The organism is Streptomyces sp. NPDC056738 (genome assembly GCF_042790435.1).
GTDB lineage: Bacteria > Actinomycetota > Actinomycetes > Streptomycetales > Streptomycetaceae > Streptomyces.
In genome coordinates this window covers 631,907-654,010 of the sequence record NZ_JBHTZF010000004.1, presented here as the reverse complement: position 1 = coordinate 654,010, position 22,104 = coordinate 631,907, and the positions used below count along the sequence as shown (strand labels likewise).

The window sequence follows — 22,104 nt, the reverse complement described above, 5'->3', positions numbered from 1 at the left end:
GTCGCGCGAGCCGGCACCGGGACGGGGCCGGAGGCGGGGGCGCGGCCGGGGCGGAGACCGGGGCAGGGCAAGGGCGGAGCAGGGGCAGAGGCCGGGAACAGGGGCCGGGGCCGGAAACGGCGGCAGGGGCCGGGACCGGGCGCAGGGGCAGGGCTGGGCCCCGGAACCGGGGGCCCGGTGGGTTCGTACCGGCGCGTGCCGGGTTGTCAGTGGCTACGGCTACGGTTCGGTCATGGCTGCCCGTACGAAAACCGCGAAGGACCGACCGTCCTACCGCTGCACCGAGTGCGGCTGGCAGACGGCCAAATGGCTCGGCCGTTGCGCCGAATGCCAGGCATGGGGGACGGTCGAGGAGTACGGCGCGCCCGCCGTCCGGACGACGGCACCCGGCCGGGTCACCACGTCCGCGGTGCCGATCGGGCAGGTCGACGGCCGTCAGGCCACCGCCCGCAGCACCGGCGTGCCCGAGCTGGACCGCGTCCTGGGCGGGGGTCTGGTGCCGGGAGCCGTCGTCCTCGTCGCGGGCGAGCCCGGCGTCGGCAAGTCGACGCTGCTGCTGGACGTGGCCGCGAAGTCGGCGAGTGACGAACACCGCACCCTGTACGTGACGGGCGAGGAGTCGGCGAGCCAGGTGCGGCTGCGCGCGGACCGCATCAAGGCGATCGACGACCACCTCTATCTCGCCGCGGAAACCGATCTGTCGGCCGTTCTCGGACACTTGGATGCGGTGAAGCCGTCGCTGCTCGTCCTGGACTCCGTGCAGACCGTCGCCTCCCCCGAGATCGACGGCGCGCCCGGCGGCATGGCCCAGGTCCGCGAGGTGGCGGGCGCGCTCATCCGCGCCTCCAAGGAGCGCGGGATGTCCACCCTGCTCGTGGGCCACGTCACCAAGGACGGCGCGATCGCCGGTCCGCGGCTGCTGGAACACCTCGTGGACGTCGTCCTGTCCTTCGAGGGCGACCGGCACGCCCGCCTCAGGCTCGTCCGAGGGGTCAAGAACCGCTACGGGACGACGGACGAGGTCGGCTGTTTCGAGCTGCACGACGAAGGCATCACGGGGCTCGCCGACCCGTCGGGGCTCTTCCTGACCCGCCGCGCCGAGCCCGTCCCGGGCACCTGTCTGACCGTCACCCTCGAAGGCCGCCGTCCGCTGGTCGCCGAGGTCCAGGCGCTCACGGTGGACTCCCAGATCCCCTCCCCGCGCCGGACGACCTCGGGTCTGGAGACGTCCCGCGTCTCGATGATGCTCGCCGTCCTGGAGCAGCGGGGCCGGATCAGCGCCCTGGGCAAGCGGGACATCTACTCGGCGACGGTCGGCGGGGTGAAGCTCACCGAGCCCGCCGCGGACCTCGCCGTCGCGCTGGCGCTGGCGTCCGCCGCGAGTGACGTGCCTCTCCCCAAGAACCTCGTGGCGATCGGCGAGGTGGGGCTCGCGGGCGAGGTCAGGCGGGTCACGGGCGTCCAGCGGCGGCTGGCCGAAGCCCACCGTCTGGGCTTCACCCACGCGCTCGTACCGACCGATCCCGGCAAGGTCCCGGCCGGTATGAAGGTCCTGGAAGTGGCCGACATCGGCGCGGCTCTGAGTGTCCTTCCGCGCTCGCGTCGCAGAGAGGCCCCACGGGACGAGGAGCAGCGCCGGTAGACTTTGCCCTGGTCTCGCCCGTCCGTACGAAACGAGGGCGACCGAAAACCTGCGACCGGAGGAGTGCAGTGGCAGCCAACGACCGGGCAGCAGCTCCCGGAAAGTCCGGCGGGAGCTCCGGTGCCGATGGCCTGATGCGCGCCTCACTGAGCGCCGTGGCACCCGGCACGGCACTGCGCGACGGGCTGGAGCGGATCCTCCGGGGCAACACGGGCGGACTCATCGTGCTCGGCTCCGACAAGACCGTCGAAGCGATGTGCACGGGCGGATTCGTCCTGGACGTCGAGTTCACCGCGACCCGGCTGCGCGAGCTGTGCAAGCTCGACGGCGGCATCGTGCTCGACAAGGACATCACCAAAATCCTCCGGGCGGGCGTGCAGCTCGTGCCCGACCCGACGATCCCGACGGAGGAGACGGGCACCCGGCACCGCACCGCGGACCGGGTGAGCAAGCAGGTCGGCTTCCCCGTCGTCTCGGTCTCCCAGTCGATGCGGCTGATCGCCCTGTACGTGGACGGTCACCGCCGCGTGCTGGAGGACTCGGCCGCGATCCTCTCCCGCGCCAACCAGGCCCTGGCCACCCTGGAGCGGTACAAGCTCCGGCTGGACGAGGTCGCGGGGACGCTGTCGGCGCTGGAGATCGAGGACCTCGTCACGGTCCGGGACGTCTCCGCGGTCGCCCAGCGTCTGGAGATGGTGCGCCGCATCGCCACCGAGATCGCCGAGTACGTCGTGGAACTGGGCACGGACGGACGGCTGCTGACCCTCCAGCTCGACGAGCTGATCGCCGGCGTCGAGCCCGACCGCGAGCTGGTCGTCCGGGACTACGTGCCCGAGCCGACCGCCAAGCGTTCCCGCACGGTCGACGAGGCGCTGTCCGAGCTGGACGCGCTCAGTCACGCCGAGCTCCTCGAACTGTCCACGGTGGCGAAGGCGTTGGGTTACACCGGCTCCCCCGAGGCGCTCGACTCCGCGGTCTCCCCGCGCGGTTTCCGTCTCCTCGCCAAGGTGCCGCGGCTGCCCGGCGCGATCATCGACCGGCTCGTGGAGCACTTCGGCGGGCTCCAGAAGCTGCTCGCCGCCAGCGTGGACGACCTCCAGACGGTCGACGGCGTGGGCGAGGCGCGGGCCCGCAGCGTCCGCGAGGGCCTGTCCCGTCTCGCGGAGTCCTCGATCCTGGAGCGGTACGTCTAGATCGACGTCCAGATCCTTCAGCGAGGCTTCCAGGCCCTGGAGCGAGGCTTCCAGGTCCTGGAGCGGTCGTCTCCGGCGGTGTCGTCCGGGGATCCGGGGCCCCGGTTCACCGGGGCCCGTTCTCGTCGGGGCCCACGCTCGCCGGGCCCGCTCCCGTCGGGGCCCTCCCGTCGGGGGCCCTCCCGTCAGGGCCCTCCCCTCGGGCGGGAGTGCTCAGTCCTTGGACAGGACGAACGACGTCTGCGCCTTCCCCAGCCCGGGGGCCTTCGCCTCGACCAGGTAGGTGCCCGCGGGGGCCGACCCCGAAGGGGGCGTCGCGCACGCGGGGGCGCCGGGCCTGCGGTCCCACTTCACCGTGTGGACGGCCTGGCCGCCGGCCGGCACGCGCAGGAGGTAGCCGGCGGTGTCCTTGGGGCAGTCGTCCGAGGCCCAGATGTCCTTGTCGCTGCCCGCCTGAGTGATCGTCAGCACCGCGCTCTTCGGGCCGACATCGACCTTGCACTCGCTGCCCGAGCTGTTCCTGGCGACGATCTGGATCTCGGGCTGCTCGCCGGGCGCGTAGGTGTTGCGCACGCTCTTGAGCGTCAACTTGACGTTCGCCGGAGCGCAGTTGGGGACTGTGGAACCGGCCGGGAGCCGGTCGGCCGCCTCGCCGCCGTTCTTGGATCCGTCGTCGGAACCGCCGCCGGCGCTCCCGCCGGATCCGCCCGAGCCGTCACCCGACCCGTCGCCCGAACCGTCACCGGACCCGCCGCCGGACGCCCCGCCGCTGTCGCCGCCGCTCGCGCCGCCGTCACCGCCGCCGCTCGACTCGTCGCGGCCGCCCGGGTGTTGGCTGATCGCGGGGCCCGAACCGGAGGGACCCGGCGTGATCGAGGAGGCGGGGTTCTTGCCGTTCGAACCGCCGGCGCCGTTGTGGCCGCCACCGCCTCCGGTGCCGACGACCCAGACGGTGAGGATCGCCAACAGCCCTAGTACGGACAGCAGAACGGCCCTCCGACGCCAGTAGATGGTGGAGGGTAGCGGCCCGACCGGATTGCGCAGAGATCCCACGGCGCAAACTGTACGAGAGATCGGGGGCGCCGCAGGCCCCACCCGCCGCCCCCGCACCAACTTTTCCGGATCATCATCCCGGCGGACATCCGTTCCGGCGCCGCGACGGTCACCGGGTGCGGTGTTTCACCACCGCCCGCCCCCGGCGTCGTCCCCGCATCGTCACCGCCGCATGGCAGGATCGACATCGCCATGACTGCACCCATCAAGCCCACCGGGCCCATCCGCAACGCCCCCGGCGAGGACCTCCACACCCCCGTCATCGCCTGGTTCGACGAGCACGCCCGCGATCTGCCCTGGCGGCATCCCGATGCCGGCGCCTGGGCGGTGATGGTCAGCGAGTTCATGCTCCAGCAGACCCCGGTCAACCGCGTCCTGCCCGTGTACGAGCAGTGGCTGGCGCGCTGGCCCCGCCCCGCCGATCTGGCGAAGGACGCGCCCGGGGAGGCGGTCCGGGCCTGGGGGCGGCTCGGCTACCCGCGCCGCGCCCTGCGGCTGCACGGCGCCGCGGTGGCCATAACGGAACGGCACGGCGGCGACGTACCGACGGATCACGCGCAGTTGCTGGCGCTGCCCGGCATCGGGGAGTACACGGCGGCGGCGGTCGCGTCGTTCGCGTACGGCCAGCGCCATCCCGTCCTGGACACGAACGTCCGCAGGGTCTTCGCCCGGGCCGTCACCGGGGTGCAGTACCCGCCGAACGCCACCACGGCCGCCGAGCGCAGGCTCGCCCGCGCCCTGCTGCCCGAGAGCGAGAGCACGGCGGCGCGCTGGGCCGCCGCCTCGATGGAGCTCGGCGCGCTGGTCTGCACGGCGAAGAACGAGACGTGCCACCGCTGCCCGATCGCCGCGCAGTGCGCCTGGCGGCTGGCCGGCAAGCCCGAGCACGACGGGCCGCCGCGCAAGGGGCAGACGTACGCGGGCACGGACCGCCAGGTGCGCGGCAAGCTGCTGGCCGTCCTGCGGGAGGCGCATGTGCCGGTCCCGCAGACCGCGCTGGACCGGGTGTGGGACGAGCCGGTGCAGCGGGGCCGCGCCCTCGACGGGCTCGTCGCCGACGGACTGGTCGAACCGCTCCCCGGCGGTCTGTATCGGCTGCCCCTCACCTGAGACAGAGCCGATAACCGGATCAACCGGCGCAAAGAGCCCTCCTCCCTTACCCCGTACCTACAGCCGTTACACAACCGACGGACAGCCGAGTGCTGGCCGCAGGCTGTCTCGGACAACCCCGTGACAACGCCTCCGTAGCTTCAGTGCCGTACCGCAGCAGTGCCGCCGGACCAGAGGCGGCGGCGGTGCGCAGGCAACGGAGAACCGGCAGCGGGCAGGTCGGAAACGGGGACGGAGGCGGTTGATCATGGCGCAGGGCGAGGTGCTCGAATTCGAGGAGTACGTCCGAACCCGGCAGGACGCGCTGCTGCGCAGTGCCCGCCGCCTGGTCCCCGACCCGGTCGACGCCCAGGACCTGCTCCAGACGGCGCTCGTGCGGACGTACGGCCGCTGGGAGGGCATCGCGGACAAGCGTCTCGCCGACGCCTACCTGCGCCGCGTGATGATCAACACGCGGACCGAGTGGTGGCGGGCCCGCAAGCTCGAAGAGGTGCCCACGGAGCAACTGCCGGACGCGTCCGTGGAGGACGCCACCGAGCAGCACGCGGACCGCGCGCTGCTGATGGACATCATGAAGGTGCTGGCACCCAAGCAGCGCAGTGTCGTGGTGCTGCGACACTGGGAGCAGATGTCCACGGAGGAGACGGCCGCCGCGCTCGGCATGTCGGCCGGAACGGTCAAGAGCACACTGCACCGGGCGCTGGCCCGGCTCCGCGAGGAGCTGGAGAGCCGCGACCTGGACGCACGCGCGCTCGAACGTGAGGAGCGGGAGCGTTGCGCGGCCTAGGAGCCCGGGCCAGAACGGCCCTGAAGGCGGGGAGTTCGGCGGCGGCCGGGCTCGCCGCCCTCGGCCTTTTCATGACCGCGTGCGCCACGGGCGGCACCGGTGCCCGCGACGAGGGCCCGGCGGGCAGCGACGCGGTGGCCAAGGGCAGCATCAAGCCCGTCGTGTCCGGGACGCCGTCCAAGGCCCCCCAGCGTGTGGACGCGGTCAAGCTCGTCAAGAACGACCCGGTGGTCAGCGCGGCGGTCAAGCGTGATCTGAAGCCGTGCGTCGCCGACGAGTACCCGGTCGACGTGTCGTACGGCGACCTGACCGGCGGGGCCTCGAACGACATCGTGATCAACGTGATGACCTGTGCCGACGCCGTGGGTGTCGGCAGTTACGTCTATCGCGAGGAGAACGGCCGGTACGAGAACGTCTTCAAGGCGGAGGAGCCTCCGGTCTACGCCGAGATCGACCGGGGTGATCTCGTGGTCACCCAGCAGCTCTACGAGAAGGGCGACCCGGTGTCGTACCCGTCGAGCGAAGAAGTGATCACCTACCGCTGGACCTCGACACGCTTCGTCGAGCAGTCCAGGATCCACAACGACTACAGCAACGCGGTGGGCGGCTCCGGTTCGCCCGCCCCGGACGCGAACTGAGAACGCGGAGCAGCCGGATGGCAGAGCAGACCCACGTCCTGTTCGTCGAGGACGACGACGTCATCCGCGAGGCCACACAACTCGCCCTGGAGCGCGACGGCTTCGCGGTCACGGCCATGCCCGACGGGCTCTCGGGCCTGGAGGCGTTCCGCGCCGACCGTCCCGACATCGCCCTGCTGGACGTGATGGTCCCCGGGCTCGACGGTGTGTCGCTGTGCCGTCGTATCCGCGACGAGTCGACCGTGCCGGTCATCATGCTGTCCGCGCGCGCCGACTCGATCGACGTCGTGCTCGGCCTGGAGGCCGGCGCCGACGACTACGTGACCAAGCCCTTCGACGGCGCCGTGCTGGTCGCCCGGATCCGGGCGGTGCTGCGGCGGTTCGGGCACGCGAGCGGCGGCGCGGGCGCTGCGGCCGACGGGGCGCCGGTGGAGGGCGGGGTGCTCGTCTTCGGTGAGCTGGAGGTCGACACCGAGGGCATGGAGGTGACCCGGGGCGGTACGCCGGTGGCGCTGACGCCCACCGAGATGCGGCTGCTCCTGGAGTTCTCGTCCGCGCCGGGGACGGTGCTGAGCCGCGACAAGCTGCTGGAGCGGGTGTGGGACTACGGCTGGGGCGGGGACACCCGGGTGGTCGACGTCCATGTGCAGCGGCTGCGGACGAAGATCGGCCAGGACCGTATCGAGACGGTCCGCGGCTTCGGCTACAAGTTGAAGGCCTGAGCACGGCATGCGGGGGATGTTTCAGCGTTCCGCTCCGGGGCGGCCCTCGGCCGCTGGGCGGGTTCCGGTTCCGGGCGGGCGTACGGAAGCGGGGGGTGGCGTGGGCACGGGTTGGCGCGAGGGAGCGGGTGCCGGCGGGGGCGAGGTCCTCGGCGGGGGCACCGGTGGGCGCCGGGGACGGGGCAGGGCGGGTGGCCGGGGCATCGGCATAGGGATCGACCGGTGCGCGGATTCGGGTACGAGCATCCGTACGGGCATCCGCTGGAAGCTCAGCACGGCGATCGCCCTGGTCGGCGCGCTGGTCGCGGTCGCGCTGAGCCTGGTCGTGCACAACGCGGCCCGCGTCTCGATGCTGGACAACTCGCGCGACCTCGCGGATGAGCGCATCCAGCTCGCCGAGCGCATGTACGGGCCGGGCCGGCCGCCGCCGTTCGGCGCCAAGATAGACGATGCCGCGATTCCGGCGGATCTGCTGGCGAAGGTCTCGGAGGGGCGGCGGGCGACCTACGTCTCGGACAGCTCGAACGGCGTGCCGGACATCTGGGCCGCGGTCCCGCTCAGGAACGGCCAGGTGCTGTCCTGGCACGAGCGCTTCACGGACCGCAACGCGGACGTGATGAAGGACCTCGACCAGGCGCTGATCATCGGCTCGATCGCGGTCGTCCTCGGCGGCAGCGCGCTGGGCGTGCTGATCGGCGGGCAGCTCTCGCGCCGGCTGCGCAAGGCGGCGGCCGCGGCGAACCGGGTCGCCAAGGGTGAGCCGGACGTCCGGGTGCGGGACGCGATCGGCGGTGTCGTGCTCGACGAGACCGATGATCTGGCGCGGGCGGTGGACGCCATGGCCGACGCGCTCCAGCAGCGTCTGGAGGCCGAGCGCCGGGTGACCGCCGACATCGCCCATGAACTGCGCACTCCGGTGACCGGGCTGCTCACGGCGGCCGAGCTGCTGCCGCCCGGGCGGCCCACCGAGCTCGTACGGGACCGCGCGCAGGCCATGCGTACGCTCGTCGAGGACGTCCTGGAGGTCGCCCGGCTCGACGGGGCCTCCGAGCGGGCCGAGCTGCAGGACATCCTGCTCGGCGAGTTCGTGGCCCGGCGGATGGCCGCCAAGGGGGCGGATGTCGAGGTGCGGGTGGTGCACGAGTCGGAGGTCACGACGGACCCGCGCCGGCTGGAGCGTGTCCTGCTCAATCTGCTGGCGAACGCGGCCCGGCACGGCAGGCCGCCGATCGAGGTCACGGTAGAGGGGCGGGTCATCCGCGTCCGCGACCACGGCCCGGGTTTCCCCGAGAAGCTCCTGGCCGAGGGGCCGAGCCGGTTCCGTACCGGCAGTACCGACCGGGCGGGCGACGGCCATGGGCTGGGGCTCACCATCGCCGCGGGCCAGGCCCGGGTGCTCGGTGCGCGGCTGACGTTCCGCAATGTACGGCCCGCCGGGGCTCCGGAGGGTGTGCCCGCGGAGGGTGCCGTCGCGGTGCTGTGGCTGCCGGAGCACGCGCCGACGAGCACCGGGAGCTATCCGGTGCTGCCGATGTCCGGGAAGTAGGCGTCGCGGCCGGACGGCCTGCCGCGGCCTCGGCCTGCCGCGACTCGGCGGACGACCCTGCCCGGACGCCCCTCGCCGGGCACGGGAGAAGGCCCCCGGGGCGGACAGCGCCGGGGGCCTTCGGTGTGAGGAGTTCAGGAGCCGGGAGGGTCGGCCCCGCGTTCAGGTCAGACCGGCTCGGCGAGCTGGACCTGGGGTGCGTCCTCCGGCGTGCCGCCCTCGCCGGGCTTGGGCGCGCCCGCCCCCTTGAGGGCGACCTCCTTGACGAACACCGACGAGACCATCACGATCACGGCGACCGCCGCGCCCAGCAGGAAGGCCGAGTGCGTACCGGCCGACACCGCGTGCTGGTAGGCCTCGCGGACCGGAGCCGGCAGCTTCGCCAGGCTCGCCGCGTCGAGCTGTGCCGACTGCTCGGTGATCTTCGAGCCCAGGGCGCCGGCCTTCGCGGCCATGACGTCCTGCACGCGGTGGTTGAACAGCGCGCCCATGACGGCGACACCGAACGACGAGCCGAGCGTACGGAACAGGGTGGTGGAGGAGGACGCGACGCCCATGTCCTTCATCTCCACGCTGTTCTGCGCGACCAGCATGGTGACCTGCATCAGGCAGCCCATGCCCAGGCCAAGGACGGCCATGTCGACGCCGGACATGAAACGGGTGGTGTCCGTGTCCATCGTCGACAGCAGGTAGAGGCCGATCACCATCAGCACACCGCCGATGACGGGGAAGATCTTGTAGCGGCCGGTGGCGGTGGTGACCCGGCCGGCGACCATCGACGTCACGAGCATCGCGCCGAGCATGGGCAGCAGGAGCAGACCGGAGTTGGTCGCGGACGCGCCCTGCACCGCCTGCTGGTACAGCGGCAGGAACAGCGTGGCGCCGAACATGGCGAAGCCGGTGACGAAACCGATGATCGACATCAGGGTGAAGTTGCGGCTGCGGAAGATGTGCAGCGGCACGATCGGCTCGGCGGCCTTGGTCTGCCAGAAGACGAACCCGACCAGTGCGGCGACGCCGAGGCCGATGAGCTCCATGATCCGCGCGGACGACCAGGCGTACTCCGTGCCGCCCCAGGTGGTGACGAGGACGATGGAGGTGATGCCGATGGTGAGCAGCGCGGCGCCGAGGTAGTCGATGCGCGTCTCGGACCGCTTCTTCGGCAGGTGCAGGACGATGCTGATCGCGGCGAGCGCGACCGCGCCGAGCGGCAGGTTGATGTAGAAGGACCAGCGCCAGCCCCAGTTGTCGGTGATCGTGCCGCCGATCAGCGGACCGCCGATCATCGCCAGCGCCATGATGCCGGCCATCATGCCCTGGTACTTGCCGCGCTCACGGGGCGGGATCAGGTCGCCGATGATCGCCATGACACCGACCATGAGACCGCCGGCGCCGAGACCCTGGATGGCCCGGAAGCCGATCAGCTCGCCCATGTTCTGGGCCATGCCGCTCAGCGCGGAGCCGATCAGGAAGATCACGATCGACGTCATGAAGGAGCCCTTGCGGCCGTACATGTCGCCGAGCTTGCCCCAGATCGGGGTGGAGGCCGCGGTGGCGAGGGTGTACGCCGTCACGACCCAGGAGAGGTGTTCGAGTCCGCCGAGCTCGCCCACGATGGTCGGCATGGCCGTGCCGACGATCATGTTGTCGAGCATCGCCAGCATCATGGTGAGCATCAGCGCGAGCAGCACCACGCGCACGCTGCGCTGTTGCTTCTCGCCCTCGGCCGGTTTCCCGGTCTGCTCGTCGGCCGGTTCGGCCGCCTTCGTCATGTCCGCCATCGTTCCCACTCCCCTGAGTACTTCCGCCGTCGGTCCGGCTACTTACTTGCCGACCGGCAAGCTCATCACATCCGGGAAAATAGCCCTCTAACTAGCCGGGCGTCAAGTAAGTTGGACTAGTTTTACCTGCCGGTCGACAGGTAAGTTTCCAAGCAGGGCGAGGGAGACGAGGATGGGCGGCACCATGGACGGCATCAAGCGGCAGCGCCGAGGCGACACCCGGCAGCGCATCCAGGACGTAGCCCTCGAACTCTTCTCCGAGCACGGCTACGAGAAGACCTCGCTGCGCGAGATCGCCGAGCACCTGGACGTCACGAAGGCAGCGCTCTACTACCACTTCAAGACCAAGGAAGAGATCCTGATCAGTATCTTCCAGGATCTGACGCGGCCGCTCGACGAGCTGATCGAATGGGGCAGGCAGCAGCCGCACAGCCTGGAGACCAAGCAGGAGGTGCTGCGCCGCTACAGCGAGGCCCTCGGCGGCGCGTCCCCGCTGTTCCGCTTCATGCAGGAGAACCAGGCGACGGTACGCGAGCTGAGCATCGGCGAGACCTTCAAGGACCGCATGATCAGCATGCTGGAGATCATCAAGGAGCCCGAGGCTCCGCTGACCGACCAGGTCCGCTGCATCAGCGCGCTCTTCACGATGCACGCCGGGATGTTCGTGCTCAAGGAAGTCGAAGGCGACCCCGAGGACAAGCGCAAGGCGGTCCTGGAGGTCGCTATCGATCTGGTGACACAGGCCCACGGGGGCGGGGCCTCCTAGGGCCTGTCGGACAGGCCCTGGCGCCGGGACGACCCGGCGCCCGTCAGGCGGGTCAGACCTTGACGCCCATGGTGTGCAGGAACGCCACGGGGTTGATCGCGGAACCGTAGTTCGGGGTCGTACGGATCTCGAAGTGCAGGTGCGGGCCGCTGGAGTTACCGGTGTTGCCGGACAGGGCTATGTGCTGGCCGGTGGAGACGACCTGGCCGATGCGCACGTCGATGCGCGACAGGTGGGCGTACTGCGAGTACGTACCGTTGGCGTGCTTGATGACGATGGCGTTGCCGTACGCCGGACCGTCACCGGCGCCGTTGGGGCCCGCCTTGACGACGGTGCCGCCGTGGGCGGCCATGACGTTGGTGCCCTGCGGCACGGCGAAGTCCTGGCCGGAGTGCTTGTGGGCCCACATGCCGCCGGCCTGGTTGAAGCTGGCGGACAGGGAGTACTTCGCGACCGGGTCGACCCAGGAGGCGGCCTTCTTCTTCGCGGCGGCCTTCTTCGCGACGGCGGCCTTGGTGACGGCGGCCTTCTTCGCGGCGGCGGCCTTGGCCTGAGCGGCGGCCTGGGTGTGGACGGCGTTGGCCGCGGTGACGGTGGCGCTGCTGCTGACGCCCGCTTCGGCGGCGGTCGCGACCCCTGCGCCCAGTACGACCGAGGCGCCCAGGCCGACGGCCAGAACAGCCGTCCGAGTGCGAGCCAGGGACATAAGGGACTTGCGGGACGTGACGCGCTTCGACATGAAAACCTCGTGGAGACGGGGACAAGGGACTGAACAACAACTCCGGCGGACTGCTCGCTGCCGTGTTGGCCATTCATTGGTAACCCGCGCCCCCAGCCGCACTCAAACCCCCCATCTACGGTCCGAAGTAGTACTTCATCCCAAAACTTCCCGAACCTTGACACCTCGGACATCCGGCGAGGGATCTTGTCCCTTTGGCCCCGAAAACAGGGTTTAACCCCACTTCAGCCCTGCACATCCCTTGCCAAACCTGCCTGCGGCCCACCCCTCGGGGCGCCCTGCCGACAGTCCCGTCCACCCCGGGCCAAAGGTCCTTTTTGTCCGTTTTCGCATATCCACTATTCAACCTAGTACCGGACAAAACGCCTGTGCGCCATGTCACCGGGGCCCCGCCTCCGGACCCCCCGGAATGTGACGCGGGCTACCCCGCCTGCCCCTGTTTTCAAGGGTCTTGAGCCGTCGCCGGCCCCTCCACGGGCACCCCTCGGCAGTGCTGTGCCGATCGGCCGCCGGACCCTACGGTTGTCCTTCCGGCCCAACGCTCTCGGGGGGAACGTCATGGACCCAGTAACCGTCGGCACGCGCCTGGCCTCGAGCGTGGCCGCGCCGCTGGTCAGGAAGCTCTTCGTGGCCGAGGGGCCGGGAGCGGGGCTCGTGGACAAGCCCGTACGGATCTCGGCGCTGGTCTCCTTCAAGGGCGAGAAGCGGGCCGTCGGGGAGAGGGAACTGGCCGCTCTCGCGGCCGCCCTGGTCGCCCGGGCGCTGCGCGGCGGCGAGCGGCCCTTCCCCGCCGACGAGGAGCAGGCCGTCGTCCATGCCCTCGGCCGGACGCTGCACGCCCTGGGCGACCTCACCATGACGGACGTCCAGGCGGTGGAACTCGGCCACCGGGCGCTCGCCCAGCGGCTGCGCGCGGCAGCTGGGGACCCCGCACGGGACCTGTCCCTGGACGCGGCCCTGTTCCACGAGGGGCTGCTCGACACCGCCTGCCTCCACATCCTGCACTTCTTCACCCAGCGCTCGACGTTCGTCCCCCGCACGCTCGTGGAGCAGAGCCGCAGACAGCGCGAGCTCATCGCCAAAGTGGACGAACTGATCGCCCGAACCCCCCTCACGGGCGGCACCGACCAGGCCTTCGAGCAGCGCTATCTCGCCCATGTGGCCACCCGGCACGGCCACCTCACCATCTACGGCATCGACCTCGTCGACTCCCCGGAGCGCTGGCCGCTGGACGCCGCCTACCTCAGCCTCCAGGCCCTGCGCCCCCTGGAGGACGAGGAGTCCGCCGCCGCGGAGGGCGTCCACATCGCCGCCGGCGCCTCGCTGCCCGCCGAACAGGCCCTCGCGGAGCAGGACCTCGTCCTCCTGCGCGGTGTGGCCGGCTCCGGCAAGACCACGCTGGTGCAGTGGCTCGCGGTCACCGCGGCGCGCGGGGAGCGGGGCGACCGCATCCCCTTCGTCCTCCCGCTGCGCACCCTCGTCCGGCGTCCCGACGGCCTGCCGGCCCCCGACGCCTTCCTGTCCGCCGTCCGGATCCCCTTCCACGCGACCCAGCCGGACGGCTGGAGCGACAGGGTGCTCCGCCACGGCCGCGCCCTGCTCCTCGTCGACGGGCTCGACGAGATCCCCGAGCGTGACCGCGAACACACCCGCCGCTGGCTGCGCGAGCTCCTCGACGCCTACCCCGGCAACCAGTGGCTCGTGACGTCCCGCCCCTCGGCCGTACGCGAGGACTGGCTCACTCCCGACGGATTCACCGAACTCGTCCTCTCCCCCATGACCGGCGACGACGTGGCCGCCTTCATCCGCCGCTGGCACGCCGCGGCACGCCCGGACGCGCCCGACACGGACCGCCTCGACGGCTACGAGCTCTCCCTCCTCGACGCCGTGCGCACCAAGCCGGACCTTGGCCGCCTCGCCACCAATCCCCTGATGTGCGGTCTGATCTGCGCGCTGCACCGCGACCGGCGGGGCTATCTGCCGCACGGCAGACAGGAGTTGTACGACGCCGCGCTCTCCATGCTGCTCTCGCGCCGTGACGAGGAGCGCGACATGTTCGCCGCCGGAGGCGGTCACGACGGCGTCCATCTCACCGAACTCCCGCAGATCCAGCTTCTGCAGCGGCTCGCCTACTGGCTCATCCGCAACAACCGGTCGGAGATGGACCGGGACCGCGCCGAACGCATCGTCGCCGACGTCCTGCCCTCGCTCCCGGCCGCCGCCGGCCAGGGCGACGCCGCGCGGATCCTGCGCCATCTCGTCGTACGCAGCGGCCTGCTGCGTGAACCCGCCCCGGGGACCGTGGAGTTCGTCCACCGCACCTTCCAGGACTACCTGGGCGCCAAGGCCGCCGTGGAGGACGGGGACTTCGGACTCCTGGTGCGCAACGCCGGGGAGTCCCAGTGGGCCGACGTGGTCCGGATGGCCGTCGCCCACGCCCGGCCCCGGGAGCGGGCCGAACTGCTCGGCTCGATGACCGCCGCCGCGGCGGGGCTCGACGGCGCGGCGGCGACCCGTGTACGGCTGCTGGCCCTCGCCTCGCTGGAGCACGCCACGCAGCTCGCGCCCGAGGTACGGGCCGCCGTGGAGGGCGACGCGGCCACGCTCATCCCGCCGAGGACGGCGGCGGAGGCCCGCGCCCTGGCCGAGGCCGGCCCCCTCGTCCTGGAACTGCTGCCGGGACCGGAGGGGCTGACCGACGACGAGGCCCGGGGGGTGGTGATCACCGCCTCCCTGATCGGCACCGACGCGGCCGTACCCGTCCTGGCGCGCTTCCGCTCCCATCCGGCGCTGTCGGTGCGGGCCCAGCTCACCTGGGCATGGCACCGGTTCGACGCCGAGCGGTACGGGGCCGAGGTCATCGCCGCCCTGGAACCGGCGGGCCTGTACTTCACCGCGCACTCGGCCGCCCAGCTCCATGTGCTGCGGGAACTGGGCGGGCGGCCCAGGCTTCAGGTCGTCGGGGACATCGGCTCGGCGGAGCTGCGCTCCTGCCTTCCGCCCGGCCGGGTGACCCATCTGGCGCTGCGGTACAACGACCGTCTGCGGGACCTGGACTTCCTGGCCGCCCAGCCGCTGCTGGAACAGCTCAGCCTCGACCAGTGCACGGAGGTCGACAGCTTCGCGCCCCTGCGGGAGCTGCCGCTGCGGACGCTGTCGATGCTGTCCCACCAGGGACGGACCCCGCCGCCGGACGGTCTGGCCGCGCTGACGTCGCTGCGGGAGCTGAACGTGGGACACCGGCTCGCGGGCCGGTCCCTGAGCGATGCGCTGCCCCTGGACTCGCCGCTGGAGGTCCTCTCCTTCGGACTGGACGTCCTGCGGGAGACCGGGCTGCGGGGGCTCGGCCACTGGCGGTCGCTGCACACGCTGTGGCTCAGCCGGGTGCCCGGAGAGCTCGGTCCGGACGACTGGGCCGAGGCCGCGGCGCTGCCGGGGCTCCGGGAGCTGCGGATCCACCGGGCCGCCCTGGAGTCCCTCGCCTCGGCGCCTCCGCTGCCCTCGGTGGAGCACCTGGAGCTGCGGAAGCCGGCGGGGAACGAGGACCTGTCCGGGCTGAGGGCCCTGCTGCCGAATCTGCGGACGGTCAATTTCGTCCTCAATTCGGACACCGGCACCGTTCCGGGACGGCTGGCGGAGCAGTTGCCGGGGCTGCACACGACGACTACGACCCACAACGTGCTGTGAGGGCTGCCCGCCGCGATCCGTGACTCCTCCCGGACGGGAAAGACGGGAAAAGGGGCTGCCCCGGGACCGAAGTCCCGGGGCAGCCCCTTCTCAGGCGGACCCGGAGGTCACGCCTCCTTGCTCAGGTTGGGACCGGCACCGCCGGCGGCCTGCTCGATCGGCGGGACGTCGGGGAGCGCCGACTTCTCCTCACCCCGGAAGGTGAAGGTCTTGGCCTCGCCCTCGCCCTCCGTGTCGACGACCACGATGTGGCCGGGACGCAGCTCGCCGAAGAGGATCTTCTCCGAGAGGACGTCCTCGATCTCGCGCTGGATGGTCCGGCGCAGCGGCCGGGCGCCCAGCACGGGGTCGTAGCCCTTCTTCGCGAGGAGCGACTTGGCGGTCGGGCTGAGCTCGATGCCCATGTCCCGGTCCTTCAGCCGTTCGTCCACCTTGGCGATCATGAGGTCGACGATCTGGATGATGTCTTCCTCGGTGAGCTGGTGGAAGACCACCGTGTCGTCGACACGGTTCAGGAACTCGGGGCGGAAGTGCTGCTTCAGCTCCTCGTTGACCTTGGCCTTCATCCGGTCGTAGTTCGTCTTGACGTCGCCCACGGCCGCGAAGCCGAGGTTGAAGCCCTTGGAGATGTCCCGGGTGCCGAGGTTGGTCGTCATGATGATGACCGTGTTCTTGAAGTCCACGACCCGGCCCTGGGAGTCGGTCAGACGACCGTCCTCCAGGATCTGCAGCAGCGAGTTGAAGATGTCCGGGTGGGCCTTCTCGACCTCGTCGAAGAGGACGACGGAGAACGGCTTGCGGCGGACCTTCTCGGTGAGCTGGCCGCCCTCTTCGTAGCCCACGTAGCCGGGGGGCGAACCGAAGAGACGCGAAACCGTGTGCTTCTCGCTGAACTCCGACATGTCGAGGGAGATCAGCGCGTCCTCGTCGCCGAAGAGGAACTCCGCGAGGGTCTTCGACAGCTCCGTCTTACCGACACCCGAGGGGCCGGCGAAGATGAAGGAACCACCGGGACGCTTCGGGTCCTTCAGACCCGCTCGCGTACGGCGGATCGCCTGCGAGAGCGCCTTGATGGCGTCCTTCTGGCCGATGACCCGCTTGTGGAGCTCGTCCTCCATGCGCAGCAGACGCGAGGACTCCTCCTCGGTCAGCTTGAAGACCGGGATGCCGGTGGCGGTGGCGAGGACCTCGGCGATGAGCTCGCCGTCGACCTCGGCCACGACGTCCATGTCGCCGGCCTTCCACTCCTTCTCGCGCTTGGCCTTCGCCGCCAGCAGCTGCTTCTCCTTGTCGCGGAGGGAGGCCGCCTTCTCGAAGTCCTGGGAGTCGATGGCCGACTCCTTGTCGCGGCGCACGCCCGCGATCTTCTCGTCGAACTCGCGGAGGTCCGGCGGTGCGGTCATCCGGCGGATGCGCATCCGGGAGCCCGCCTCGTCGATCAGGTCGATCGCCTTGTCGGGCAGGAAGCGGTCCGAGATGTACCGGTCGGCGAGCGTCGCCGCCTGCACCAGGGCCTCGTCCGTGATGGACACGCGGTGGTGGGCCTCGTACCGGTCGCGCAGGCCCTTGAGGATCTCGATCGTGTGGGGGAGGGAAGGCTCCGCCACCTGGATCGGCTGGAAGCGGCGCTCGAGGGCCGCGTCCTTCTCGAGGTGCTTGCGGTACTCGTCCAGCGTGGTGGCGCCGATGGTCTGGAGCTCACCGCGGGCCAGCATGGGCTTCAGGATCGAAGCGGCGTCGATGGCGCCCTCGGCGGCACCCGCACCGACCAGCGTGTGCAGCTCGTCGATGAACAGGATGATGTCGCCGCGGGTGCGGATCTCCTTGAGGACCTTCTTCAGGCGCTCCTCGAAGTCACCGCGGTAGCGGGAGCCGGCGACCAGCGCGCCGAGGTCCAGGGTGTAGAGGTGCTTGTCCTTGAGGGTCTCGGGCACCTCGCCCTTGACGATGGCCTGGGCGAGTCCCTCGACGACGGCGGTCTTGCCGACGCCGGGCTCGCCGATGAGCACCGGGTTGTTCTTCGTACGGCGGGACAGCACCTGCATGACCCGCTCGATCTCCTTCTCGCGCCCGATGACCGGGTCGAGCTTGGACTCACGAGCGGCCTGGGTGAGGTTCCGGCCGAACTGGTCGAGGACCAGGGACGTGGAGGGGGTGCCCTCGGCAGGACCGCCGGCGGTGGCGGTCTCCTTGCCCTGGTAACCGGACAGGAGCTGGATCACCTGCTGCCGCACCCGGTTGAGGTCTGCGCCCAGCTTGACCAGGACCTGGGCGGCGACGCCCTCGCCCTCACGGATCAGGCCGAGCAGGATGTGCTCCGTGCCGATGTAGTTGTGGCCCAGCTGAAGGGCCTCGCGGAGCGAGAGCTCCAGGACCTTCTTGGCACGGGGGGTGAAGGGGATGTGCCCGGACGGGGCCTGCTGCCCCTGCCCGATGATCTCCTCCACCTGCTGGCGGACCGCCTCGAGCGAAATCCCGAGGCTCTCCAGGGCCTTAGCGGCGACACCCTCACCCTCGTGGATCAGGCCCAGGAGGATGTGCTCGGTGCCGATGTAGTTGTGGTTGAGCATCCGGGCTTCTTCCTGAGCCAGGACGACAACCCGCCGCGCGCGGTCGGTGAACCTCTCGAACATCGTTAATCGCTCCTCAGAGCGGTCAGGCAGTAAGGGGACGCTCCCCTCCCTGTCCTTCCGCAGCTTAGTCCCGCAAGCGGGGACCGCTCATTCCAACTGCCGACACCGTCCTTGGCCTCCTGACCCCGAACGCCGACATCTGCTCCAACCTGATGGTGCGAGACGATGTTCCCGCAGGCCAGGCAGATACCCTCTCCCGCTGTACGCCGATGGCGAACGTGAGATGCCAAGGCCCTGCGTGTCGCCCCTCCCACTAGGCATGTCTTACCCGCGCGCACTGACAGTCCATGCCGCGCGCACCGGTTCCCTCCGCTACGGGCGAACACCCATGCCCGCCGGAACGCTCCCGCACGCCCCTTTTTCAGGAACTCTGCGCGTTCACGGAAATACCCAGCGTAACTCCGGAGGTCTTCCGGCTGTTGCTTCTTGCATGGTTCCCACCGTCCCTGTCCCCCGTCGGCCGTCCGATCCGGGTGGTCCCGTCGATCCGGTGTGCCAGTGGTACGAGAACGAACTGGGCTGGGCGGCAGTGCCCGGGGCGCCGGTACGGCTGGTCACGGGGCTGCGCTTCGACGTCCTGGAGGTGCCGGCGGAGGCGGGATTCCCGGCGCTGCGGCATCTGGAGCCGGCGTCCCCGGTGGTTCTGCACGGGGAGCGGATGCGGCTGCTGGTGGCCGCGGGGAGCGCGGAGGAGCTGCCGGGGCTGCTCGACTGGCTGGAGTGGGGCGCGCTCGCGCTGGATCTCACGGCGATCGGCGCGGGCGGAAGCGTCGAGGCTCCCCCGCCCACGGCCGGTCCGGAAACGGGGATCGGCCCGCGGGGGGCCGCCCGGTGGCTGCGGCCCCCGGAGCCCGGACGCGCGGTGGAACCGGCGTTGCCGACGCTGTCGGCGCTGGGCGGCGGGGCCGTCGGCGGGGGCGTTGGGGGCGCCCCCGATCTCGTACGACTGGTGCAGACGATGGCGACGCACTGCCACCGCTTGAGGCTGCGGCGAGCGTGCGCTCAGCCGTTGGCCTTCTCGTAGGCCTCGCGAATGGACGCGGGAACACGGCCGCGGTCGTTGACCTCGAGGCCGTTCTCCTTTGCCCAGGCGCGGATCTGCGCGGTGTCCTGGCTGCCGCCGGCGGCAGCGACGCGGGCCTTTCCGCGTCCGCCCGAAGCACGGCCTCCGGTACGACGGCCACCCTTGACGTAGGGGTCGAGAAGGCCACGGAGCTTGTCCGCATTGGCGGTCGTGAGATCGATTTCGTACGTCTTGCCGTCCAGCGCGAACGTCACGGTCTCGTCCGCCTCGCCACCGTCGAGGTCGTCGACAAGAAGGACCTGAACCTTCTGTGCCACCGGATTTCCTTTCATCGATAACTTCAGGGCAAGGAGGGCCTCGCGGCGTCCGCCGTTTCGCCGTCCCTTGTTATATGCAGTACTGCAGTACGTCGGAAAGCAAACCGCTTTTGCTGGAAAAACACAAACCCCTGGCGAAGACTCATGGGACTCCGCCCGCACGGAAACGTGCGCGTTTCGGACATAGGGAACGTGGGCAACGCACTCCGCCGGAATAGCCGGTCGCGATCACAGATGCAGAAGCATCCGGCTGTTGCCCAAGGTGTTCGGTTTCACTCGTTCGAGACCGAGGAACTCCGCGACGCCCTCGTCATAGGAACGAAGGAGCTCGGCGTACACATCGGTGTCGACGGGTGTCTCACCGATCTCCACGAAGCCGTGCTTCGCGAAGAAGCCGACTTCGAAGGTCAGACAGAAAACCCGTCGAACACCGAGCCAGCGGGCGGTCTGGAGCAACTTCTCCAGCAACTGATGACCGACGCCCAGGCCCTTGACCGTGGGGTTCACCGCGAGAGTGCGGACTTCCGCGAGGTCTTCCCACATCACATGGAGGGCGCCGCAGCCGACCACCTCGGCGTTGTCGTCGCGTTCCGCGACCCAGAACTCCTGGATGTCCTCGTAAAGGGTGACCGTGGGTTTGTCGAGCAGGATACGGCGGCGCACGTTCGCGTCGAGGAGTCGGCGTACGGCCGCGACATCGCCGGTCCTGGCCCGGCGGACGGTGACGGCTTTTGCGCTGGCTTCGGGATGGTCCGCCGGAAGCTCTGCCGGAACCTCCGCGGGATGCTCTGCTGACATGAGCGGACGCTATCGCCCGGAGGCGTCCCCGTCAGCGGCGGGGTTCTCCTCGGAGGGCTCGGGCGCCGGTGGCCTTTCGGCGGCTTCGGGGGCCCGGGGTTCGGGTCCTTGCACCATGCGGACGGCATCACTGAGGGCCACGCGCTGTTCCTCGCTCATCATCCCGAAGAAGGCGACGAGAGCGGCCGCGGGGTTGTCGCTCTGCGACCAGGCGTCGTTCATCAGGGCCGCCGAGTAGGCGGCCCGGGTGGACACCGCCTCATATCGATAGGCCCGGCCTTCCGCCTCGCGGCGCACCCAGCCCTTCTGATGGAGATTGTCCAAAACGGTCATCACCGTGGTGTACGCGATGGACCGTTCCTGTTGAAGGTCTTCCAGGACTTCCCGAACGGTCACCGGGCGGTTCCACTTCCACACCCGCGTCATGACCGCGTCTTCGAGTTCTCCCAATGGGCGAGGCACAGTTCAGAACAATAGTGGGAGAGGGGCAACAAAAAGGGCGTACGACTCGAAGGACGCAGGAAACGTCCGAGTCGTACGCCGGTGACGCCGCGGCCCGCCGGGGTCGGGCCCGCTCCGAGGGGAGCCGGGCCGAGCCGCGCGGGGCCGCCCGGGGCTCAGGCCCCGGCGTCCTTGGGGGCCGAGGTCTGTTGAGCGGCCTCCACGCGCGCGAGGGCGGCGTCGACGACCCCGTCCTCCTTGGCCTTGTTGGCCCCGCCCTGACTCTTCACGATCGTCACGATGAGCCCGATGAAGAACACGGCCATCACTACCGGGGGCACGAGCGCGGAGACGTAGTCCATGCCCCCAGAGTAGCCAGGGGGCGCCGTTCCGGGCTCGGCCGGGGTCCGGTGGCCGCCGCTAGCCCGCCGCGAGCTGCTGCGGCGGGTCGGCCGGAGGGGGGCCGGGCTTGCGGCGGGGCGGGAAGACCTCGCCGGGAGTGGGGATCGGGCGGTCCGGGCGGGGGGAGCGGACCGGCGGCTGGGGCTGCGGTCTCGGCTCGGGCCTCCGGTCGGGCTCCTCGGCGGCGCGGCCGCCGGGAAGGGCCAGCAGACGGGTGCGGGACGGGGGCACCGAGGTGACCGCGCGGCCCGCGAGCCGGGCGCGCACGTCCTGCTCGGCGAGGACCCGGCAGCGCTCCAGGAGAGCCGCCGCGACGGGGTTGCCGCGCAGTGCGCGGAGCGCGGCGAGGTCGTCGGGGTTCGGCCGGTATCCGGAGGCGAGGACCTCCTCCAGAAGGGCCAGATAGCCGGCGGCGGTGCCCGGCAGGGCGGCCCGGTAGCGGGCGAGGTCGGCCCGCAGGAAGGCCCGGAGCCTGGCCCCCTCGTGGGCCGCCTCGTCGAGGGACTCGGCGAGGCGGAGGAAGTCCTGGACGTCCTCGGCCGAGACGGGGCTGGGGTGCAGGGCGAGGGCGAGGGCACGACGGAGCACACGCAGCTCCTCCGCACCGAACGCCATGCCGCCGTGGGATCCGTAGGGCGTGGGCATGGGGCGACGATACGTGCTAATCAGACAAAAGCCGCATAGCGGAAGAAATGTGGCGCGTCCTGCCTTCGCCGGTTAGCGGGCGTCGGGCCTCGGGCCTCGGGCAGGGAACGCCCGAAGGGGCCCCGCGAACGCGGAGCCCCTTCGGTACCGACTGCCCGGCCGCCCGGCCGCCCACGGCGA

At 70.8% G+C, this 22,104-nt stretch carries 19 protein-coding genes; 10 read left to right on the top strand and 9 right to left on the bottom strand.

Going from position 1 to position 22,104, the window contains the following annotated elements:
• Positions 1 to 232 precede the first annotated feature (232 nt).
• Complete coding sequence (gene radA / locus ACFRIC_RS13955) at positions 233 to 1,642, top strand: DNA repair protein RadA (RefSeq protein ID WP_382784168.1); 1,410 nt, start codon at positions 233 to 235, stop codon at positions 1,640 to 1,642.
• Between the two features lie 68 nt (positions 1,643 to 1,710).
• Complete coding sequence (gene disA / locus ACFRIC_RS13950; protein WP_103552408.1) at positions 1,711 to 2,835, top strand: DNA integrity scanning diadenylate cyclase DisA; 1,125 nt, start codon at positions 1,711 to 1,713, stop codon at positions 2,833 to 2,835.
• Between the two features lie 213 nt (positions 2,836 to 3,048).
• Here the strand turns inward: disA and ACFRIC_RS13945 are convergent, their stop codons facing one another.
• On the bottom strand, positions 3,049 to 3,888 hold the full coding sequence (locus ACFRIC_RS13945) for a hypothetical protein (protein WP_382784164.1): 840 nt from the start codon (positions 3,886 to 3,888) through the stop codon (positions 3,049 to 3,051).
• A gap of 192 nt (positions 3,889 to 4,080) precedes the next feature.
• On the opposite strand from ACFRIC_RS13945, the gene ACFRIC_RS13940 reads away from it, so the two are divergent.
• The 5 genes from ACFRIC_RS13940 (at position 4,081) to cseC (ending at position 8,691) form a co-directional block, all read left to right on the top strand.
• On the top strand, positions 4,081 to 4,998 hold the full coding sequence (locus ACFRIC_RS13940) for an A/G-specific adenine glycosylase (protein ID WP_382784161.1): 918 nt from the start codon (positions 4,081 to 4,083) through the stop codon (positions 4,996 to 4,998).
• A gap of 247 nt (positions 4,999 to 5,245) precedes the next feature.
• Complete coding sequence (locus tag ACFRIC_RS13935) at positions 5,246 to 5,785, top strand: SigE family RNA polymerase sigma factor (protein WP_355766061.1); 540 nt, start codon at positions 5,246 to 5,248, stop codon at positions 5,783 to 5,785.
• The gene (locus ACFRIC_RS13930) at positions 5,773 to 6,423 is read left to right on the top strand and encodes a hypothetical protein (RefSeq protein WP_382784157.1); all 651 of its coding nucleotides are present in this window, start codon (positions 5,773 to 5,775) and stop codon (positions 6,421 to 6,423) included. Before ACFRIC_RS13935 ends, ACFRIC_RS13930 begins: the two co-directional genes overlap by 13 nt.
• A 17-nt stretch (positions 6,424 to 6,440) precedes the next feature.
• The gene (gene cseB, locus ACFRIC_RS13925; protein WP_382784154.1) at positions 6,441 to 7,145 is read left to right on the top strand and encodes a two-component system response regulator CseB; all 705 of its coding nucleotides are present in this window, start codon (positions 6,441 to 6,443) and stop codon (positions 7,143 to 7,145) included.
• A gap of 7 nt (positions 7,146 to 7,152) precedes the next feature.
• Entirely contained in the window at positions 7,153 to 8,691 is a 1,539-nt protein-coding gene (cseC, locus tag ACFRIC_RS13920; RefSeq protein WP_382784151.1) for a two-component system sensor histidine kinase CseC, read from the top strand.
• A 167-nt stretch (positions 8,692 to 8,858) separates the two neighbouring features.
• Here cseC and ACFRIC_RS13915 read toward each other — a convergent pair whose 3' ends face one another.
• Complete coding sequence (locus tag ACFRIC_RS13915; RefSeq protein WP_382784148.1) at positions 8,859 to 10,472, bottom strand: MDR family MFS transporter; 1,614 nt, start codon at positions 10,470 to 10,472, stop codon at positions 8,859 to 8,861.
• Between the two features lie 172 nt (positions 10,473 to 10,644).
• Between ACFRIC_RS13915 and ACFRIC_RS13910 the strand changes: the two genes are divergently transcribed.
• Complete coding sequence (locus ACFRIC_RS13910; protein ID WP_382784146.1) at positions 10,645 to 11,238, top strand: TetR/AcrR family transcriptional regulator; 594 nt, start codon at positions 10,645 to 10,647, stop codon at positions 11,236 to 11,238.
• A 52-nt stretch (positions 11,239 to 11,290) separates the two neighbouring features.
• Here ACFRIC_RS13910 and ACFRIC_RS13905 read toward each other — a convergent pair whose 3' ends face one another.
• Positions 11,291 to 11,977, bottom strand: coding sequence for a M23 family metallopeptidase (locus ACFRIC_RS13905; protein ID WP_382784143.1), 687 nt, complete (start codon positions 11,975 to 11,977; stop codon positions 11,291 to 11,293).
• Between the two features lie 558 nt (positions 11,978 to 12,535).
• Between ACFRIC_RS13905 and ACFRIC_RS13900 the strand changes: the two genes are divergently transcribed.
• Positions 12,536 to 15,664 carry an NACHT domain-containing protein gene (locus ACFRIC_RS13900; RefSeq protein WP_382784140.1) on the top strand — a complete coding sequence of 1,043 codons (3,129 nt, stop codon included), beginning with the start codon at positions 12,536 to 12,538 and terminating at the stop codon, positions 15,662 to 15,664.
• Between the two features lie 107 nt (positions 15,665 to 15,771).
• Here the strand turns inward: ACFRIC_RS13900 and ACFRIC_RS13895 are convergent, their stop codons facing one another.
• A complete protein-coding gene (locus tag ACFRIC_RS13895) occupies positions 15,772 to 18,297 on the bottom strand; it encodes an ATP-dependent Clp protease ATP-binding subunit (protein WP_103552418.1) in 2,526 nt (841 codons plus the stop codon).
• 430 nt (positions 18,298 to 18,727) lie between these two features.
• Here ACFRIC_RS13895 and ACFRIC_RS13890 point away from each other — a divergent pair, with 430 nt between their 5' ends.
• Positions 18,728 to 19,321: an SCO3374 family protein gene (locus ACFRIC_RS13890; protein WP_382784137.1), complete on the top strand. Its 594-nt coding sequence runs from the start codon at positions 18,728 to 18,730 to the stop codon at positions 19,319 to 19,321.
• On the opposite strand, the gene ACFRIC_RS13885 is transcribed toward ACFRIC_RS13890, so the two are convergent.
• The 5 genes from ACFRIC_RS13885 to ACFRIC_RS13865 form a co-directional block, all read right to left on the bottom strand.
• Positions 19,300 to 19,638 (bottom strand): Lsr2 family protein, encoded by a 339-nt coding sequence (locus ACFRIC_RS13885; protein ID WP_382784134.1) that lies wholly within the window; start codon positions 19,636 to 19,638, stop codon positions 19,300 to 19,302. The two genes, ACFRIC_RS13890 and ACFRIC_RS13885, sit on opposite strands and share 22 nt — an antisense overlap.
• Before the next feature lie 228 nt (positions 19,639 to 19,866).
• Positions 19,867 to 20,436, bottom strand: a complete 570-nt coding sequence (locus tag ACFRIC_RS13880) for an amino-acid N-acetyltransferase (RefSeq protein WP_382784131.1) — start codon at positions 20,434 to 20,436, stop codon at positions 19,867 to 19,869.
• Positions 20,437 to 20,445: 9 nt separating this feature from the next.
• Entirely contained in the window at positions 20,446 to 20,898 is a 453-nt protein-coding gene (locus ACFRIC_RS13875; protein WP_382784127.1) for a BlaI/MecI/CopY family transcriptional regulator, read from the bottom strand.
• A 155-nt stretch (positions 20,899 to 21,053) separates the two neighbouring features.
• Positions 21,054 to 21,239: a hypothetical protein gene (locus ACFRIC_RS13870; protein ID WP_382784124.1), complete on the bottom strand. Its 186-nt coding sequence runs from the start codon at positions 21,237 to 21,239 to the stop codon at positions 21,054 to 21,056.
• Positions 21,240 to 21,297: 58 nt separating this feature from the next.
• A complete protein-coding gene (locus tag ACFRIC_RS13865) occupies positions 21,298 to 21,894 on the bottom strand; it encodes a hypothetical protein (RefSeq protein WP_382784274.1) in 597 nt (198 codons plus the stop codon).
• Between the last annotated feature and the right edge of the window lie 210 nt (positions 21,895 to 22,104).

What these genes read in the sequence shown, in the direction of transcription:
- radA (WP_382784168.1), top strand. Translation starts at nt 233, where the DNA reads ATGGCTGCCCGTACGAAAACCGCGAAGGACCGACCGTCCTACCGCTGC.
- ACFRIC_RS13940 (WP_382784161.1), top strand. Translation starts at nt 4,081, where the DNA reads ATGACTGCACCCATCAAGCCCACCGGGCCCATCCGCAACGCCCCCGGC.
- ACFRIC_RS13935 (WP_355766061.1), top strand. Translation starts at nt 5,246, where the DNA reads ATGGCGCAGGGCGAGGTGCTCGAATTCGAGGAGTACGTCCGAACCCGG.
- cseB (WP_382784154.1), top strand. Translation starts at nt 6,441, where the DNA reads ATGGCAGAGCAGACCCACGTCCTGTTCGTCGAGGACGACGACGTCATC.
- cseC (WP_382784151.1), top strand. Translation starts at nt 7,153, where the DNA reads ATGCGGGGGATGTTTCAGCGTTCCGCTCCGGGGCGGCCCTCGGCCGCT.
- ACFRIC_RS13915 (WP_382784148.1), bottom strand. Translation starts at nt 10,472, where the DNA reads ATGGCGGACATGACGAAGGCGGCCGAACCGGCCGACGAGCAGACCGGG.
- ACFRIC_RS13910 (WP_382784146.1), top strand. Translation starts at nt 10,645, where the DNA reads ATGGGCGGCACCATGGACGGCATCAAGCGGCAGCGCCGAGGCGACACC.
- ACFRIC_RS13905 (WP_382784143.1), bottom strand. Translation starts at nt 11,977, where the DNA reads ATGTCGAAGCGCGTCACGTCCCGCAAGTCCCTTATGTCCCTGGCTCGC.
- ACFRIC_RS13900 (WP_382784140.1), top strand. Translation starts at nt 12,536, where the DNA reads ATGGACCCAGTAACCGTCGGCACGCGCCTGGCCTCGAGCGTGGCCGCG.
- ACFRIC_RS13895 (WP_103552418.1), bottom strand. Translation starts at nt 18,297, where the DNA reads ATGTTCGAGAGGTTCACCGACCGCGCGCGGCGGGTTGTCGTCCTGGCT.
- ACFRIC_RS13890 (WP_382784137.1), top strand. Translation starts at nt 18,728, where the DNA reads ATGGTTCCCACCGTCCCTGTCCCCCGTCGGCCGTCCGATCCGGGTGGT.
- ACFRIC_RS13880 (WP_382784131.1), bottom strand. Translation starts at nt 20,436, where the DNA reads ATGTCAGCAGAGCATCCCGCGGAGGTTCCGGCAGAGCTTCCGGCGGAC.
- ACFRIC_RS13870 (WP_382784124.1), bottom strand. Translation starts at nt 21,239, where the DNA reads ATGGACTACGTCTCCGCGCTCGTGCCCCCGGTAGTGATGGCCGTGTTC.
- ACFRIC_RS13865 (WP_382784274.1), bottom strand. Translation starts at nt 21,894, where the DNA reads ATGGCGTTCGGTGCGGAGGAGCTGCGTGTGCTCCGTCGTGCCCTCGCC.